The 17483-nt window shown below is 39.9% G+C and carries 15 protein-coding genes; 4 read left to right on the top strand and 11 right to left on the bottom strand.

Features of this window, described 5'->3' with window-relative positions:
- The first annotated feature begins 4 nt into the window (after positions 1-4).
- Both J1899_RS10205 and J1899_RS10200 read left to right on the top strand, forming a co-directional pair.
- Positions 5-238 (top strand): DUF378 domain-containing protein, encoded by a 234-nt coding sequence (locus J1899_RS10205; RefSeq protein ID WP_214478556.1) that lies wholly within the window; start codon positions 5-7, stop codon positions 236-238.
- A gap of 131 nt (positions 239-369) precedes the next feature.
- Positions 370-840, top strand: a complete 471-nt coding sequence (locus J1899_RS10200) for a hypothetical protein (RefSeq protein ID WP_066446317.1) — start codon at positions 370-372, stop codon at positions 838-840.
- Between the two features lie 87 nt (positions 841-927).
- Here the strand turns inward: J1899_RS10200 and J1899_RS10195 are convergent, their stop codons facing one another.
- The 6 genes from J1899_RS10195 to hflX all read right to left on the bottom strand — a co-directional run bounded on the left by J1899_RS10195 (position 928) and on the right by hflX (position 7635).
- Positions 928-1287: a DUF3139 domain-containing protein gene (locus J1899_RS10195; protein ID WP_214478555.1), complete on the bottom strand. Its 360-nt coding sequence runs from the start codon at positions 1285-1287 to the stop codon at positions 928-930.
- A gap of 511 nt (positions 1288-1798) precedes the next feature.
- Positions 1799-2137 carry a hypothetical protein gene (locus J1899_RS10190; RefSeq protein ID WP_156495797.1) on the bottom strand — a complete coding sequence of 113 codons (339 nt, stop codon included), beginning with the start codon at positions 2135-2137 and terminating at the stop codon, positions 1799-1801.
- A gap of 540 nt (positions 2138-2677) precedes the next feature.
- On the bottom strand, positions 2678-4012 hold the full coding sequence (glnA, locus tag J1899_RS10185; RefSeq protein WP_066446325.1) for a type I glutamate--ammonia ligase: 1335 nt from the start codon (positions 4010-4012) through the stop codon (positions 2678-2680).
- Positions 4013-4050: 38 nt separating this feature from the next.
- Positions 4051-4458: a MerR family transcriptional regulator gene (locus J1899_RS10180; protein ID WP_066446328.1), complete on the bottom strand. Its 408-nt coding sequence runs from the start codon at positions 4456-4458 to the stop codon at positions 4051-4053.
- 640 nt (positions 4459-5098) lie between these two features.
- Positions 5099-6367: a methionine gamma-lyase family protein gene (locus J1899_RS10175; protein WP_214478554.1), complete on the bottom strand. Its 1269-nt coding sequence runs from the start codon at positions 6365-6367 to the stop codon at positions 5099-5101.
- Between the two features lie 11 nt (positions 6368-6378).
- The gene (gene hflX / locus J1899_RS10170; protein WP_214478553.1) at positions 6379-7635 is read right to left on the bottom strand and encodes a GTPase HflX; all 1257 of its coding nucleotides are present in this window, start codon (positions 7633-7635) and stop codon (positions 6379-6381) included.
- A 243-nt stretch (positions 7636-7878) separates the two neighbouring features.
- Here hflX and J1899_RS10165 point away from each other — a divergent pair, with 243 nt between their 5' ends.
- Positions 7879-8481, top strand: a complete 603-nt coding sequence (locus J1899_RS10165; protein ID WP_066446344.1) for a trimeric intracellular cation channel family protein — start codon at positions 7879-7881, stop codon at positions 8479-8481.
- 109 nt (positions 8482-8590) lie between these two features.
- On the opposite strand, the gene spoVK is transcribed toward J1899_RS10165, so the two are convergent.
- The 3 genes from spoVK to miaA form a co-directional block, all read right to left on the bottom strand.
- Positions 8591-9541: a stage V sporulation protein K gene (gene spoVK, locus J1899_RS10160; RefSeq protein WP_214478552.1), complete on the bottom strand. Its 951-nt coding sequence runs from the start codon at positions 9539-9541 to the stop codon at positions 8591-8593.
- A gap of 352 nt (positions 9542-9893) precedes the next feature.
- Positions 9894-10127, bottom strand: a complete 234-nt coding sequence (hfq, locus tag J1899_RS10155; RefSeq protein ID WP_066446348.1) for an RNA chaperone Hfq — start codon at positions 10125-10127, stop codon at positions 9894-9896.
- A gap of 22 nt (positions 10128-10149) precedes the next feature.
- Positions 10150-11118 carry a tRNA (adenosine(37)-N6)-dimethylallyltransferase MiaA gene (gene miaA / locus J1899_RS10150; protein ID WP_214478551.1) on the bottom strand — a complete coding sequence of 323 codons (969 nt, stop codon included), beginning with the start codon at positions 11116-11118 and terminating at the stop codon, positions 10150-10152.
- Positions 11119-11421: 303 nt separating this feature from the next.
- On the opposite strand from miaA, the gene mreBH reads away from it, so the two are divergent.
- Positions 11422-12429 (top strand): rod-share determining protein MreBH, encoded by a 1008-nt coding sequence (gene mreBH, locus J1899_RS10145; RefSeq protein ID WP_066446356.1) that lies wholly within the window; start codon positions 11422-11424, stop codon positions 12427-12429.
- 500 nt (positions 12430-12929) lie between these two features.
- On the opposite strand, the gene mutL is transcribed toward mreBH, so the two are convergent.
- Both mutL and mutS read right to left on the bottom strand, forming a co-directional pair.
- Positions 12930-14819 carry a DNA mismatch repair endonuclease MutL gene (gene mutL / locus J1899_RS10140; protein ID WP_214478550.1) on the bottom strand — a complete coding sequence of 630 codons (1890 nt, stop codon included), beginning with the start codon at positions 14817-14819 and terminating at the stop codon, positions 12930-12932.
- A 13-nt stretch (positions 14820-14832) separates the two neighbouring features.
- The gene (gene mutS / locus J1899_RS10135) at positions 14833-17451 is read right to left on the bottom strand and encodes a DNA mismatch repair protein MutS (protein ID WP_214478549.1); all 2619 of its coding nucleotides are present in this window, start codon (positions 17449-17451) and stop codon (positions 14833-14835) included.
- Between the last annotated feature and the right edge of the window lie 32 nt (positions 17452-17483).

The following is a 17483-nucleotide window of genomic DNA, read 5'->3' as shown; positions in this document are numbered from 1 at the left end:
AACCATGTCAGTCTTACAAAAAGTCGCACTAGTACTCGTGATCATCGGAGCTGTCAATTGGGGGCTCGTTGGTTTCTTCCAATTTGACCTTGTTGCCACAATCTTTGGCGGACAAGAAGCCATTGCTTCACGTATTGTATATGGATTAGTCGGTATAGCTGGTTTAGTATCCATTGGGCTGTTGTTTAAGCCGGTAACAGCAGAAGAAACAAATCGTTCATATCGAACGAATCACTAATAGAAAGAACCGAGTCGGAATAGCTGGCTCGGTTTTTTTCTGAGTCAAAAAAGAACATATACATGAACCTGGACTATCATAATTGTATATTTCTTGCTAAACTCCTATTATCTGATTAAAGGAGTTAAAACATGTCTATTAATATACATTTTGAAGTCAATACCATCGAATATACTGTCTTAGATGAAAGAATATCCTATGATTATAGCTATTGGAAACCCTTGATGTCTGTTTTTTTATCCGCTAGCGATGAAATCCAAATACATTGCTGGAGCTCGGATCAGGATGTATTAGACGAGCTTTACACAGAGCTTAGTACCGAACTAACATTTAGAGCAGAACACAACATGTCAATCTTCTCAGGAAAACTTACTAAACAAGTGAAAAAATATATAATAACAGACTATCTGACACCTTCTAAAAGATTAAAATGGTTTTCTGTATTTCTTAGCAAACATGGTCATTCTACCTTTAATGCAGAGCATTATGGAACTGAATTCATAGGCTATAAAATAGATACATCCACATTGGAAGAAATAAAAAAGATCCTTCCAAAAGAGATATCAGTTAACACTTGGGTGTCTGAGGATGACCAAAACTAATTCATTCTTTTAACATTAGTACTCTTTAAGTATTTTTACATGAAAGTGGCTACCGAATGAAAATAAAGCCACTATTACAAATTGGACTTAATTCTCAAGATATTTATAATTCTCCTTCTCACCTTCTGGCGGGTTAGGTCCAAGCTGCATGATTCTGCTTGTGCCTTCTCCATAAATATAAGTAGAGTTTGGTTCATCCTCAAATACAATATATGCAAGCTGTTCGCCTTTAAGCGATGTTTCAGTACTCATTTCTTCTATCTTTGCTTCCTTGTATTTAGAAGTAACATATTCTTCAACCCTTAACTGTAATTCATTTAATTCTTTTTGCTCTTGGAAAATGTTATAACATATCAAGGCTGCAACAATGATGATAAGACTAGCTAAAAAGGCAAAAAACAATAACACTATTTTGACTTTTGTACTCAGCTGATTTGTTTGATTCATAACTGCCTCCATTTGAATCAAATTGTACCCTTCTGAATCCTTTAAAAACTTAGATACTTTATATAATTTTTAAACAATAGTAAAGACCCCATCAAACAGCAATAGTATTGGGGTCAACTTTTAAAATTTTTACATCTTGGAAAGAGCTGTGAATAAAACACTATCTAGGCTAGAAAAATATTTGCACGAAATCTTATTGGTCTTTAAGCTTATCTGCTTGTTTTTTCAGCCACTTTTCTCTAGAAACCAATCCCCAAAGACCAAATCCTGTCGTTAGAACAATTAGAACAAGGTAGAACCATCCCATAGAAATCCCCCTTTTCATCTTCTAACCACCTTAATCTTACAGCAATTCCCAAATCCATTCAACCCATCATAATTATTTTTCGAAATTTTCCACCTATTAATTACTCCAAACGACGTTTCTTCTTAAAGACACCCCGTTAATGTCTAACATTTACGGGGTGTCTTTCTAGCTTATACTTTTTTAAGGGTTATCTTTTGGTCATGTTTAATTTATACTGCAGATGATGTTCGCTGGTATACGCACAATTGGATAACCAGCTTCAGTTGGTGTAAGCACTAGCTCAAATCCATCAAACTGGCTAATAAATCCACATGCTGTTTTTAATACTGTGCCATTGTATCCTAGATAATTTACCTCAACAAAGCTTCCTGCAGGGTTGTTTGCAAAAAAGTTACGAAGCTGTGCAGTGGTCATACATGCAAGAGGATCTAGTTCTGGATCTAGTATTTGCTCAGATTCAACCTCTATTTCTTGTACTGATTCCATTTCTAGTTCGATTGCTTGTTCTGATTCTGGTTCCAGATCTGTAATTGGAAATAGCATTGGATTTCTCCAAGCTGGAGGAAAAGGAGCCTTTTTCCCATTTCGCAAAATAGGTTGTTTACTTTGTTTCCATAATCTCCTTTTTTTCATATAGTTTTCAATCTTCAATACAAATCACCTTCCTTTTCTTAATATGTTTTATACTATTAATATTTAAAGTTTTTTGTCTGTGCTTGTCCCCTTGAATTTTGCCTCAAAAATAAAATGAGTCATTTTTACATTGTTTGGCAGCTAGACTAAAATAATAGTCTATGAAAATTGGATGTTTTTCTTTATGAGTACCCTATTTGAGTGATTTATTAAAACAAACTAAAGTCTAGTGGAATAATGGATATGTGTATGGGGATTAAATAGAAAAAGGCTAATATAAGAAATTCTTTAAAGAAATATGTAATAGTATCCTTAAAATAAAACACTCTGGAAAAAGGCGGAAAGATTATTGCATAGTTTGTTGGGGGGGAATTTGTGCGAATATGAATTTGACTTATTGTTCAAAAATAAAAACCCCTTGATGCTATACGCATCAAGGGATTCCACTTATTAATACATTTGCAGGTATTGCTCGCGCTCCCATGGATGAACTTGAGTGCGGAACATATCCCATTCAATTTCTTTTGCTTCAAGGAAGTGTTCAAGGATATGCTCTCCAAGAGCATCAACCATGATTTCATCCTTTTTAAGGTTATCAAGTGCGCTTGCAAGTGTTGATGGAAGATCAACGATACCTTCTGCTTCGCGCTCTTCTTTGCTCATAACGTAGATGTTGCGGTCTACTGGAGCTGGAGGAGTTAATTTGTTTTTCACGCCGTCTAAGCCAGCTTTTAATAGAACAGCCATGGCTAGGTACGGGTTAGCAGCAGGGTCTACGCTGCGGACTTCTACGCGAGTACTTACGCCGCGTGAAGCCGGGATACGGATTAGCGGTGAACGGTTTCTAGCAGACCATGCAACATAACATGGAGCTTCATAACCAGGCACTAAACGCTTGTATGAGTTAACTGTTGGGTTTGTAACAGCTGTGAAACTAGGTGCATGCTTGATAATACCAGCGATGAAGTTGCGAGCTGTTTCGCTTAATTGCAATTCGCCATTTTCATCGTAGAAAGAGTTTTTACCATCTTTAAATAAAGAAACGTTACAGTGCATACCAGAACCGTTTACACCGAATAATGGTTTTGGCATGAATGTAGCATGCAATCCGTGCTTACGAGCGATTGTTTTAACAACTAGCTTGAATGTTTGAATTTGGTCACACGCTGTTAGGGCATCAGCATATTTAAAATCAATTTCATGCTGTCCAGGTGCAACCTCATGGTGAGATGCTTCAATTTCAAAGCCCATTTCTTCAAGCTCAAGTACGATATCACGGCGGCAGTTTTCACCTAAGTCTGTTGGTGCAAGGTCAAAATATCCTCCGTTATCGTTTAGCTCAAGTGTTGGTTCACCAGCTTGATCTAATTTGAATAAGAAAAATTCAGGCTCAGGTCCAAGATTGAAATCAGTGAATCCCAGCTCTTCCATTTCACTTAGAATTCTTCTTAAGTTATTACGAGGATCTCCATCAAAAGGAGTTCCATCTGGGCTATAGATATCACAGATTAGACGTGCAACTTTTCCTTTTTCAGCTGTCCAAGGGAATACAACCCAAGTGTCAAGATCAGGATATAAGTACATATCAGATTCTTCAATACGCACGAATCCTTCGATTGAAGATCCGTCAAACATCATTTTGTTATCCAAAGCCTTTTCAAGCTGGCTAATTGGAATCTCAACGTTTTTAATAGTTCCTAAAATGTCAGTGAACTGCAAGCGGATAAACTTTACATTTTCCTCTTCTGCAATACGTGTAATATCTTCTTTTGTAAATTTTGCCACTGGTTTTTCCTCCCTTAATGAATTACAAGTTTAATATTTTAATGGAAAAAGCGGGACATATCGCCTTGGCGGGTAGAAGTCCGGTTGAAACGGCCAGCTTGCATCAATTCTTTCCTAAGCAGCTTTCTCAATTCAGTATCCGTTAACTCCTGTCTCACTTTTTCTTCTTGCTTATTTAGTTCCCCAGAAACGGTTTGATCTTCTTTCACTAAAAACAGCTGTTTGATGCCAGCCATATTAATGCCTTGATCAATTAAATCTTTGATTTCTAATAGTTTGTCAATGTCGTTTAAAGAATATAATCTTCTGTTTGTGTCAGTTCTTGCCGGAGAAATCAACTGGTGTTCCTCATAGTAGCGGATCTGACGCGCTGTAAGCTCGGTCAGCTGCATGACGATTCCAATTGGAAAGAGCGGCATGGAGCGACGAATTTCACTTCCAGTCAATCGTCTCTCCTCCTTTATTTGATTTCATGTGTTTATTATATGTAATGTTAGATTTCCTGTCAACACAATGTTATATTTTATGACATAAAAATTTTAACACATGATATTTACACATTCTCTTTACCTATTATGTTTTCCTGCAAGGACTGTTATGCTTTGGTTTTTATTCTTTTGGATGGTGTGGATAGATTGGTTTCTTTTTTACTGTCGGAGCTTTTTTTGTCTGGCGGGCACTTTGGGGGCGCGTTAGTTCCCTTCAGACTCTGTTTTCTCTGCTGACGGGCTCTTTCGCGTTGCCTTAGTTCCCTTCAGAACCTCTTTTTCTTGCTGACGGGCTCTTTCGCGTTGTCTTTGTTCCCTTCAGGCTCTCTTTTTCTTGCTGACGGGCTCTTTCGCAATGCCTTTGTTCCCTTCAGGCTCCCTTTTCTCTGCTGACGGGCACTTTCGCCACAACTTAGTTCCCTTCAGGCTCTATTTTCCCTGCTAACAGGCACTTTCCCCACGCCATAGTTCCCTTCAGCCACCATTCTATCCGCTGACAGGCACTTTCATCACGCTTTTCTAATCCCATCATTTAAGATCCCACATTATGTATGAAAAAAAGACAGCTGCACGGCAGCTGCCCTTCAAACATTCCCTTTTATAATGAAATTAAACCTTTCTCGAGCAATCGATTCAATGCAATGCAGACAGCCATTTTTACATGAGAGTATGTTAGTCCGCCTTGAACATAGGCTGCGTATGGCGGTCTGATAGGACCGTCCGCAGTTAGTTCGATGCTTGCACCTTGAATAAATGTGCCGGCTGCCATTATAACATCATTTTCATACCCGGGCATGTAGCTTGCGTATGGGGTTACATGCGAATTGATTGGTGATGCAAATTGAATGGCCTGGCAAAAGGCAATCATTTTGTCAGGATCATCGAATTGGACGGCCTGAATTAAGTCTGTTCTTGGTTCATCCCATTTTGGTGTGGCATTCATGCCGAACTTTTCCAAAACAGCCGAGGTGAAAACCGCACCCTTTAGCGCCTGCCCGACAACATGCGGAGCAAGAAAGAAGCCTTGATACATTTCTTGAAGGCTGTATAAGGAAGCTCCTGCTTCCGCACCAATTCCTGGAGAAGTCATTCTGTAGGAACAAGCCTCGACCCAGTTTTTCTTGCCGACAATATAGCCGCCTGTTTTTGCCAAACCGCCGCCCGGATTTTTAATCAATGATCCTGCCATTAAATCGGCTCCAACATGGCATGGCTCCTGCTCTTCTACAAATTCTCCATAGCAGTTATCAACAAAAACGACAACATTCGGTTTGGTCTCTTTTACAAAAGTGATCATTTCTTTGATTTGCTGAATTGTAAAGGATGGTCTGGTTGCGTAGCCTTTCGAGCGCTGAATACCGATCATTTTCGTATTAGGCTTAATCGCTGTTTCTACAGCCTGATAGTCAATGTTTCCTTCATTCGTAAGTGGAACACTATTATATGAAATGCCAAAGTCCTTTAATGAGCCGATCCCATCGCCTCGGATTCCGACGATTTCCTCTAATGTGTCATATGGTTTTCCTGTTATATATAAAAGTTCATCGCCAGGACGCAGTACGCCAAATAACGCGATTGAAATGGCGTGTGTTCCTGAAATGATCTGCGGACGGACAAGTCCTGCTTCCCCGCCAAACGTTTGCGCATAAATGGCTTCAAGTGTATCTCTGCCATGATCGTCATATCCATACCCCGTTGAAGGGATAAAGTGCGAATCACTGACTTGATGATCCTGGAAGCTTTTTAAGACGCGATATTGGTTTTCGTCGATCCGCTCGTCAATTTTCTTTAGTATAGGTGCAATTTGTTCTTCAGCTTCCTTTACAATCGGCTGAATTTTTTCTTGAAATGATAAATGTTGAAACATGGTGTTCTCCTCTAGATTTTATATTGTTTTAAGCTGCCCGCTATTTGATGGTCAGCCATGTAAAACCCTTTACACATATATTCTTGTGTTTCTTCATTAAAAACAAGCTCGCGCAAGACGGTATCGTTTTTCAGCTGCGACAGAAGCTTGCCCTCACTTGAAGGAACAGATACATGGTATTCTTCCATCATCTGCAGCATATGCTGTTCGATTTTTTGTTTTAAGAGCAGTCTGTCTTCCCCGTCTAAAGCGCTGATTTGAATCATATCTCTGCCTGAAGTTGGCACAAAATCCGGATGGACAGCATCCCTTTTGTTATAAACCGTGATTTGCGGAATTTTTTCATCCTCAAGTTCTTCAATCAGCTTTTGCACTGTTTGTTCATGCTGAAAGTAATCCGGGTTTGACATATCAACGACATGAAGCAGCAGATCAGCTTCCTTCACTTCTTCGAGCGTTGAGCGAAAAGCAGCGATTAACGCAGTCGGCAAATCTTGTATAAAGCCAACCGTATCTGTCAGCAGTGCAACAAAACCGCTTGGCAGCACAATTTTTCTTGTCATTGGATCTAATGTGGCGAAAAGCTGATTTTCTTCAAAAGAGTCTGCTTCGGATAGCCTGTTAAATAATGTTGATTTACCGGCATTTGTGTAGCCAGCCAGTGCAATTTGAAAAACTTTATTTTTCTTCCTTCGTTCTCTGTACCGCTCCCGGTGTTTAACAATCGAATCTAATTGCTCTTTAATATCATCGAGCCTGCGACGAATATGACGGCGATCTGATTCCAGTTTTGTCTCACCAGGTCCTCTAGTTCCAATTCCGCCCCCAAGTCTTGAAAGCTGTGTCCCTTGTCCAGCAAGGCGTGGAAGTATATATTGAAGCTGAGCTAGCTCGACCTGCAGCTTCCCTTCACGCGAGCGGGCGCGCGTTGCAAAAATGTCTAAAATAAGCTGTGAGCGATCAATAATTCGTGCTGACACATTGGCAGATAAATTCCGGACCTGACTTGGCGAAAGCTCATCATTAAAAATAATCAGATCGGCTTCCAGCTCTTCCTGCAGAACAGAAAGTTCTTCAACTTTGCCTTTGCCGATATAAGTAGAGGGGTGCACCCGTTCTCTTTTCTGCGTTAATTCAGCAAGCACTGTACCTTTTGCTGTAGAAGTCAGAGAAGCTAGTTCTTCCATTGAATATGTAAAATGCAGATCATCCTCTTCTGTCTGGCAGCCTACGAGGATTACTTTTTCACGTTCATTCTTTTGTTCCATCTGTCTCCTTCTTTCCTTTCGATTCTGTGAATATCATATCAGATTATTGTTCTATTCACTAATCCAGATTGTAATTTATGTTTACATTCCCCTTGTCACAGGCAAACATGCAATAAATCTTGGATCTGCTTGGTTTTAAAATAAAAAACTTTTTTTCTGTAAAAATCAGTTGTAAAACACATTATACGTGGTAAAATTTATATGTTTGCACACAGAGATATTACAGCATAGAGGAGAACGAAGATGGCTTGGGATGTTTTAAGTATGATCGGTACGATTGCATTTGCAGTAAGCGGTGCCATTGTAGCGATGGAAGAAGAATATGATATTTTAGGTATTTATATATTAGGAATTGTGACTGCTTTTGGCGGCGGGGCAATTCGAAATTTGCTGATCGGTGTACCTGTCTCAGCCTTATGGGAACAAGGAATGTTTTTTCAGATTGCCCTGCTTTCCATTACAGCTGTCATGCTTTTTCCGAATCGGTTATTAAAACACTGGCAGCGGTGGGGCAATTTTACTGACGCGATTGGCTTATCGGCATTTGCCATTCAAGGAGCGTTATATGCAACAGAAATGAATCATCCGCTCAGCGCTGTGTTGGTTGCAGCTGTTTTGACTGGAAGCGGCGGCGGCATGATCCGTGATGTGCTGGCGAGAAGAAAACCTCTCGTCCTCCGCTCGGAGATTTATGCTGTTTGGGCCATTTTGTGCGGATTGGCAATTGGCCTCAAAATAGCAGCCAATTCTTTTGAACTGTATGCATTATTTGCAATTATTACAGCACTGCGAGTTCTTTCATATACTTATAAATGGAAACTGCCGACAAAACGGCTGGGAACATAGAAAAGCGAAAGTCGCTTGCCCAGCCCCGAGTGAGTTCATTCTATAGAAAAAGACATGAGTGAAAAAAATTTCAGCTCATGTCTTTTTTATTACAAATATTTTCTGCTGCCTACTTTACTTCCTCGATTACAAGATCATTACTCCTGATCGTCATCAGTTCATGGCGGTCATATATATTTTGCATTAATAAACGCATAGCTTGGGTGCGGATGGATTTTTCAATCACATTCCGCACATAGCGTCCATTCGAAAAACTATTAGAACTATATCCGTTTTTCACATCATACAAATGTTCTCTTAATTTCTTTTCTGCTTCATGACTTAATGTGTATTCTTTCTCCTTCAGCATTAAATCAGCAATTTCCATCAGCTGATCAATATTGTAATCTGGAAAGTCTACAACAAGCGGGAAACGGGAATGCAGACCAGGGTTTAAGGTTAAGAAGAAATCCATTTCCCTTGAATAACCTGCTAAAATTAGGATAAATTCATGCTGTTTGTCTTCCATATGTTTTACAAGTGTATCAATAGCTTCTTTTCCAAAATCCTTTTCTCCTCCGCGCCCAAGTGAATAAGCTTCGTCAATGAACAAAATACCGCCTAATGCTTTTTTAACTAGATCCCTTGTCTTCTGGGCGGTATGGCCAATATATTCTCCTACAAGATCCGCTCTTTCTGCCTCAATCAGATGCCCTTTCGATAGCACATTCATTTTAAGAAACAGTTTGCCAATCAGTCTTGCTACTGTCGTTTTTCCTGTGCCTGGATTGCCTTTAAACATCATATGAAGTGCTTGTTTTCCAGCTCGCAGGCCTGCTTCTTCTCTCTTTTTATTAATGTATATCCAAGCATAAATTTCTTTTATTAATCGTTTCATCTCTTCCATGCCAACCAATGCACCAAGCTCTTCTTCTATTTCCTTTAGCGCACTATGCTCTGCAGGGAGCTGCTTTGGTGCTGCTGGTGCATCCGGCAGTTCTTTTGTATATGTTTTCTTTTTTTGCGAATTTAGAACGATGCTGATTTGCCCATTATTTTTTAAGCGAATCGGCTGATCCAAATGCCTTCACCTCTCATTCTTAGGCACAGATGTAAGTTGTATGTGTAAAGGTCCATTGCCTGAATTAGAGGAATTTCAGATTACACTTGAACCTGAAAGAATTCCCTCCGTGCGAAAAGGTTTTGGTGTGATGTCTGATCTAGTTTTATCATAAACTTTGTTTATGTATATTCGGTTAAACGTAAAATCATTAGTACAAATTGAAACTCGGCCAATATATTTGTTCAAGTAAGGAAAAGTTGAATGCAGGAAAAGTTGTTGTGTACAGAAAAAATGGCGGGGTGAATTTTTAAAAGATAAAAAAAAGACTGCCGCAAAAGATGAAAATTGATTTGCGGCAGTTTTTTCGTTGTTATTTTTGGCCTTCCATATCAAGCTGAACATTTCGCTGTGGAGCGAAAGTGGAAATAGCATGCTTATATACAAGCTGCTGCTTGCCTTCTGATTCAAATAAGACAGTAAAATTATCGAAGCCCTTCACTTGCCCCCTAATTTGAAAACCATTTAGAAGAAAAACGGTTACATTCGCATTATCCTTGCGGAGCTGGTTTAAAAATTGGTCTTGAATATTAATGGATGTTTTCATCATGTATCCTCCTCTTTTATCTCTAGTAATATGTATTCGATTTAACTCCAAGCTTTCCTTCAATATGGAAACAAATTTCAGCGAATTTTTTTTGCCATTGCTCTTCCTTTAGAGCGTTTGTCATATCAAACCATTCCACATCCATTTTGTTTCTAAACCAAGTCAGCTGCCTTTTGGCATATCTTCTTGAATTTTGTTTCAAATTATCAACAGCTGTTTCAAGTGTTGCTCTGCCTTCAATATAATCATAAATTTCTTTATAGCCTATTGCCTGAATAGATGGATAATTGCGGATTCCTTTTTCATAAAGACCTTGTACTTCCTGCAGAAGCCCTTCTCTCATCATAAGATCTACGCGGCTGTTAATGCGGCTATAAAGCAAATCCCGCTCCATCGTAAGACCAATGATAGAGGTATCATATAGTAATTCCGGCTGCTGTTTTTCCTGCCACTGTGACACAGGAATTCCCGTACAGTGGTATACCTCCAGCGCTCTAATGACACGCCTCACATTATTGGGATGGATATTTTCCGCACTCAATGGATCAATCTTCTCAAGCTCTGCATATAGAGCGTCATGTCCTTGTTTCTCTGCTTTTTTTTCAAGTTCTTTTCGAAATTCCTCATCAGATGGAGCATCTGAAAATTGATAATCATAAATAACAGACTGTATGTACAAACCTGTTCCGCCTGCTATGATCGGCAGTTTGCCGCGCGATGAAATTTCATCTATCTGCCGACGTACAAGCTGCTGAAATTCTGCAGCAGAAAACGCTTCATCAGGTTCTTTAATATCAATTAAATAATGAGGGATTCCTTCCATCTCAGCAGGACTGATCTTTGCCGTCCCGATGTCCATGGATCTGTAAATTTGCATCGAATCGCCGCTAATAATTTCACCATTATACTTTTTAGCAAGCTGAATGCTTAAGTTTGTTTTACCTGATGCTGTTGGCCCAATAATTACTAGAAGCTTCTGTTTTTCATTCAATATCGTTCACACTGCCTTTTTAAACTAAATGACCGATTTATTGGTCTATCCTAATCGTACCATATCAGCCGCTGGTTTTCAGAGTTAAACGTATCTATTTTGTGCTGAGCCTTGAACATCTAACCATTATAAACATTTTAGCACTTGTTTATGCGCCGCTTCATTACAATTCATGAAAAATTTTCACAATAGATTACATTTCATTAACGTTTCAATAACAAACACGGGTTTTACCATCTATCCGTGTTATTTTATGTGAAGGCTACATAGATCTTCAAAAGAAAACAGAATTGGGTGAAAAAGATGTTATCTTCAAGTGAAATTGGAATTGATTTAGGAACTGCTAATATACTTGTATACAGTAAAAATAAAGGAATTGCTTTAAATGAGCCTTCTGTTGTAGCAATAGACACATCTACAAATAAAGTGTTGGCTGTTGGACACGAAGCGAAAGAAATGATTGGAAAAACGCCTGGCCGTATTGTTGCCATCCGCCCTTTAAAAGAAGGAGTAATTGCGGATTATGATACAACCACAGAAATGATTCGGCATGTGATGAACAAAGCGTCTAAAAAACTAGGTTTTGCGATCCGCAAACCAAATGTGGTTGTCTGCACTCCGTCAGGTTCTACGAGCGTGGAAAGAAGAGCCATTCATGATGCAGTCAAAAATGCCGGCGCTAAAAAGGTGCATTTAATAGAGGAGCCTGTTGCTGCTGCTATTGGTGCGGATTTGCCGGTGGACGAGCCAGTTGCCAATGTAATTGTTGATATTGGCGGCGGTTCAACTGAGGTCGCGATTATTTCCTTTGGCGGCGTGGTGGCTTGTCATTCAATCCGAATTGGCGGCGATCGTCTTGATGAGGATATCATTCAGCATGTCCGCAAAGAATTTAATGTTTTGATTGGAGAAAGAACGGCAGAACAGATAAAGATTGAAATTGGACATGCCTTAATCGATCATGAGGAATTGACGATGGATATACGCGGGCGGGATCTTGTAACAGGACTGCCAAAGACGATTACATTAACGTCCTACGAAGTTCGCGATGCAATGAAAGAATCATTGCTTCATATTTTAGAAGCAATTCGTGCGACTTTAGAAAGCAGCCCAGCTGAATTAAGCGGCGATATAGTCGATCGCGGTGTCATCTTAACAGGCGGTGGTGCCCTTCTAAATGGAATTCAAGAATGGATTTCTAAAGAGATCTTTGTGCCTGTCCATTTGGCGCCAAGTCCGCTTGAATCAGTGGCAATTGGCACTGGAAGAGCTTTAAAGTTTATTGATAAACTGCAGACTGCAGTGAAATAAGTTTTTTGAAAAAGAAAATGTCCGGAGATTGCTTTAGCGGGGGTATTCGGGCATTTTTCTGCTTTTTTGTGAAAATTACATATGGTAATGATGCAATTTTGAAGCTTTTTATTAAGAATATATAGTTTTGCTTAATGAATTTACGCGCTTTTTGGGTTTCTATTTAAATATTTGAGGCTTTTTACTAAGTTTTGGGGTTATTTTGATAGATTTGTGGACCTTTCTAGCTATTCTATGGGTTTTCCTTATGAATGCACAGGTTCTCTAATTAGATATTTGTGTTTTCCTATCAAAATCCTTTCGTTTCCTATCAAACTTTTCTGCTTTCCTATCAAACTCGGCGGCTTTCCTATCAAAATTTTCGGTTTTCCTATCAAATTCCGAGACTTTCCTATCAAACCCTCAGAATGACTACTCTCTCATAAATTTTCCATAGTAAAAAAAGCAGCCAGATAAGGATCACTCACCTTACCAGGGCTACTTCTTTAATCAATTACTGGTTACATCACACGCTTAAACATCTTTTCCAGCTCATAAACCGAATAATTAATAATGATTGGTCTGCCATGCGGACATGTAAAAGGATCGTTTGTTTGGCGAAGTTCATCCAGTAAAGCTTGAATTTCGTCATTACGCAGGTGATGGTTTGCTTTGATAGAGCCTTTGCAGCTCATCATAATCGCCGCCTCTTCGCGCAGCTTTTTGACATCTACTTTTTTCATGGAAAGCAGTTGTTCAATCATGTCTTCAATGATATCCTGTTCATCACCAGGCGGAAACCATTGCGGATGCGCACGAACGATGTAGCTGGTTGGTCCGAATGTCTCAAGAAATACTCCGACTTTTTCCAGCTCATGCTGATACTCATTTATCTTAAGCATTTCGTCTGTTGAATACTCAAGTGTAATCGGGATCAGCAGCTCCTGCAATTCTTTAGCGACTTGTCCAACTTTTTCTTTAAAAAATTCATATTTTATCCGTTCTTGAGCGGCATGCTGATCGATAATATATAAGCCTTTTTCATTTTGTGCAAAAATGTATGTTCCGTGCATTTGCCCGATCGGATACAGAGGCGGCACAAGTGGTGCTGCACTCTCAGTAGAGAATGATTCATCAGTCTGCTGAACGACATCAGTTGAAACCCATGCTAGTTCTGGAACTTCTGCAGGAATAAATTCTTCAAGTGCTTCCGCTTCTCTTTCTATAGGTCTATCCTCAGCAGGTAATCTCTGCTCAAGCATGGCAGGTACATTCTCATACTCTGAATGAGAAACAATTGATTCCGGCTCTTTCTCTTTTACCAGTGATGCTGAAGCTTTTTCCGGCAAATGATCAAGCTCTAAAAAAGTCTGCTCGTCTTTTGGCTTAGGCACAGCAATCGGTCTGGAGTATCCTGCTGGTATGAGCTCCTGCTTTTTAAATACATTTTGAAGCGAAGTTTTAACCAGCTCAGTCAATTCATTTTCCTTGCTGAGGCGCACTTCCATTTTCGATGGGTGAACATTGACATCCACAAGCTGCGGATCCATAACGATATTCAGAAGCACGATTGGATAGCGTCCAATCGGAAGCAACGTATGATACCCTTCCTGAATGGCTTTCGCCAGTGAATAGTTTTTAATAAAACGGCCATTAATCATGGTCGAGATATAGTTTCGGGATGCACGGGTCACTTCTGGCAAAGCTGCATAGCCACTAATGGTGAAATCCAATGATTGTGCCGTCACCGGTACCATTTTTTTGACGATATTGAGACCATAGATCCCAGCTAAGACCTGCCGAACATCGTCTTTCCCGTTTGTATGAAGCAGTTTGCGTTCATTATGAATCAATTTAATCGAAACTTCAGGATGTGAAAGAGCAATCCGGTTAACGACATCTGTAATATTGCCAAGCTCTGTATGAATGGTTTTGACATATTTTAAACGTGCAGGTGTATTAAAAAACAGGTCTGTTACACTAATATCTGTTCCTTTTCTGGCAGAAGCCTTTTCCATCACTTCTACCTTTCCGCCTGATAAAACTAGGCGTGTTCCTGCATCGCCTGTGCTTGTTTTCAGCTCCACATTGGAAACAGAGGCGATACTTGGCAAAGCCTCTCCTCTGAAACCAAGCGTTTTAATGCGGAAAAGATCATTTTCATCTTTAATTTTACTCGTCGCATGGCGATGGAATGCATTTAAAACATCTTCCTCAGCAATTCCTTCGCCATTATCAATTAATCTGATTTTGGCAAGTCCAGCCTCTTCCAGTTCAATTTCAATGATGGTGCTTCCTGCATCGATGGCGTTCTCCAGCAGTTCTTTGACAACAGAGGCTGGCCGTTCGACAACCTCACCGGCTGCGATTTTATTTGAAAGGGAATCGTTCAGCTGTATGATTTTTCCCATCTCATGCACCTCCTCAGCCTTTTATTTTTTTATGGAGCTCATATAGCTCATTAAATGCCTGCATCGGCGTCATTTCAAGAATTTCAATTGATTTTAAGTGCTGCAGAATTTTCTTTTCTTTTGAAGACAGCTGGGTCTGTTTTGGTTCTGGCTCTTTTTCATCAAAAAAGGACAGCTGTGCTAATGGCTCATGCGCCTTTAAAACAGGCTCTTGTTTCGTTTCTCGTTGAGGCTGATTCTGCTGATCCTGATGCTGCTTTTCAAATCCAGCTAAAATGGTATTGGCTCTGGCAATTAGTTCGTCTGGAAGCTCAGCAAGCTGTGCAACATGAATTCCGTAGCTTTTATCAGCAGGACCTTCCTTAATTTTATGAAGAAAAACAACTTTGCCATTTTGTTCAGCTGCACTCACATGAACATTTTTCAGTTGCTGCAGTTCTTCCTGGAGAACTGTTAATTCATGATAATGAGTAGAAAATAAGGTTTTCGCACCAATATGCTCATGAATGTATTCAATCATCGCTTGTGCAAGCGCCATGCCATCATAGGTGGATGTGCCTCTTCCGATTTCATCAAATAAGATTAAACTATTTTGTGTTGCATTGACAATGGCATTTTTTGCTTCAAGCATTTCAACCATGAAGGTACTTTGGCCTGAAATCAAATCATCTGCCGCTCCAATACGCGTGAATACCTGATCGAAAATCGGCAGCTCAGCACTTTCAGCAGGAACAAAGCAGCCAATTTGCGCTAAGATCGCTGTCAAAGCTATTTGTCGCATATAAGTGCTTTTCCCTGACATGTTGGGACCGGTAATCAATAAAATTTCTCTTTCCTGGTCCATAAGACAGTCATTTGGCACATACTCCTGTGCCTTCATCACCTTTTCTACGACTGGATGTCTGCCTTCCTTAATGTAAACTCTTCGTTCAGCTGAGAAGTACGGACGCACATAATGCCTTTGTTCACTGATGGCAGCAAAGCATTGGAGCACGTCCAATTCGCTTACCGTTTTCGCCAGAGCCTGCAGTCTCGGAATATAAGTTTTAATTTGCTCTCTAACCATAGCGAACAATTCATATTCCAGCTCAACTGATTTTTCTTCAGCTTGAAGAATCAATGCTTCTGTTTCTTTGAGTTCTGGTGTTACAAACCGTTCTGCGTTCGTTAATGTTTGTTTTCGTTCATATAAACCTTCTGGCAAATGCGGAAGGTTTGCTCTTGTTACTTCTATATAATAGCCAAACACGCGATTATAGCCGATTTTCAGCGATTTGATGCCCGTTTTTTCGCGCTCCTGGCGCTCAAGCTGTGCAATCCAGTTTTTCCCGTTTCTGCTCGCATCTCTGTATGTGTCCAATTCACCATGGTAGCCATCGCGAATAATATTGCCTTCTTTAACGGATAATGGCGGGTGATCCACAATCGCTTGTTCAAGCAGATCTGTTGCTTCTTCACACGAGTCAAGACGTTCCGCCAATTTCTCCGCTTCTTCTGTTGAGAGGTCGTGAACCATTTGTTTTAAATGTGGAATCTGCTGAAGTGATTTTTTGAGCTGAATCAAATCACGGGCATTTACATTTCCAAACGCTACGCGTCCTGCAAGCCTCTCCAGATCATAGACCTCTTTCAGCTTTTCACGCAGCTCTTCACGTTCAAAATAAGCAGAAATCAATGTGTCTACCAAATCATGTCTGCGTGTGATTTCTTGTTTATTCATTAATGGACGGTCGATCCACTGCTTCAGCAATCTACCTCCCATTGCTGTTTTGGTTTCATCAAGCAGCCATAGAAGTGACCCTTTTTTCCCTTTCGAGCGAATCGTTTCGGTCAATTCTAAATTGCGTTTTGAGTAATAATCAATTTTCACATACTCATCAATATGGTAAACTTCGACGACTTGAAGATGATCAAGACTTCTTTTTTGTGTTCTGTGCAAATAGTTCAGCAGTCTGGAAGAAGCTAAACGAAGTTCATTTTTCTCCAGTTTTTCTAAAAGAGGAACATAATGACCCTGCTGCTGATCATCATTTTCTATTGAAAATGTAATCTGGCTGCGTTCTTTGATTTTTGCTTGCCATTCTTCTGAAAAATCACTTCCAACAACGACTTCTCTTGCTCCAGAGAGAAACAGTTCATTTAGGACTGTATCAAAACCGCCGCTTAAGAAAGCTGCTTTCGTTTCTCCAGTTGACAGGTCATTACAGACAAACGCAAATGTTTGGTGATCAAAAGCGGTGATGCTCGCGATGTAATTGTTTTCTTTGTCTGTCAGCCCTTTGCCTTCCATCATGGTTCCTGGTGTAATCAGCTGAACGACTTCTCTTTTCACAACGCCTTTCGCTTGCTTAGGATCCTCGGTCTGCTCACAAATCGCCACCTTATAGCCTTTTTCCACAAGCTGTTCAATATAACCAGGAGCAGAATGATACGGCACTCCACACATTGGAATTCGCTCTTCTGTTCCGCCTTCACGGCTCGTTAGTGTAATTTCAAGTTCTTGTGACGCACGAATGGCATCATCAAAAAACATCTCATAAAAATCGCCTAAACGAAAAAATAAAAAGGCATCCTGATAATCTGCCTTTACTCTTAAATATTGCTGTATCATTGGCGTATACGTTAAAGCCATAATATCCTCCACGGTCTGTTAGATTGCTAGAA

The organism is Cytobacillus gottheilii, assembly GCF_018582665.1.
Classification (GTDB): domain Bacteria; phylum Bacillota; class Bacilli; order Bacillales; family Cytobacillaceae; genus Cytobacillus; species Cytobacillus gottheilii.
Note: the sequence above shows the minus strand (reverse complement) of the source record. Positions and strands in the feature narration are given on the sequence as shown.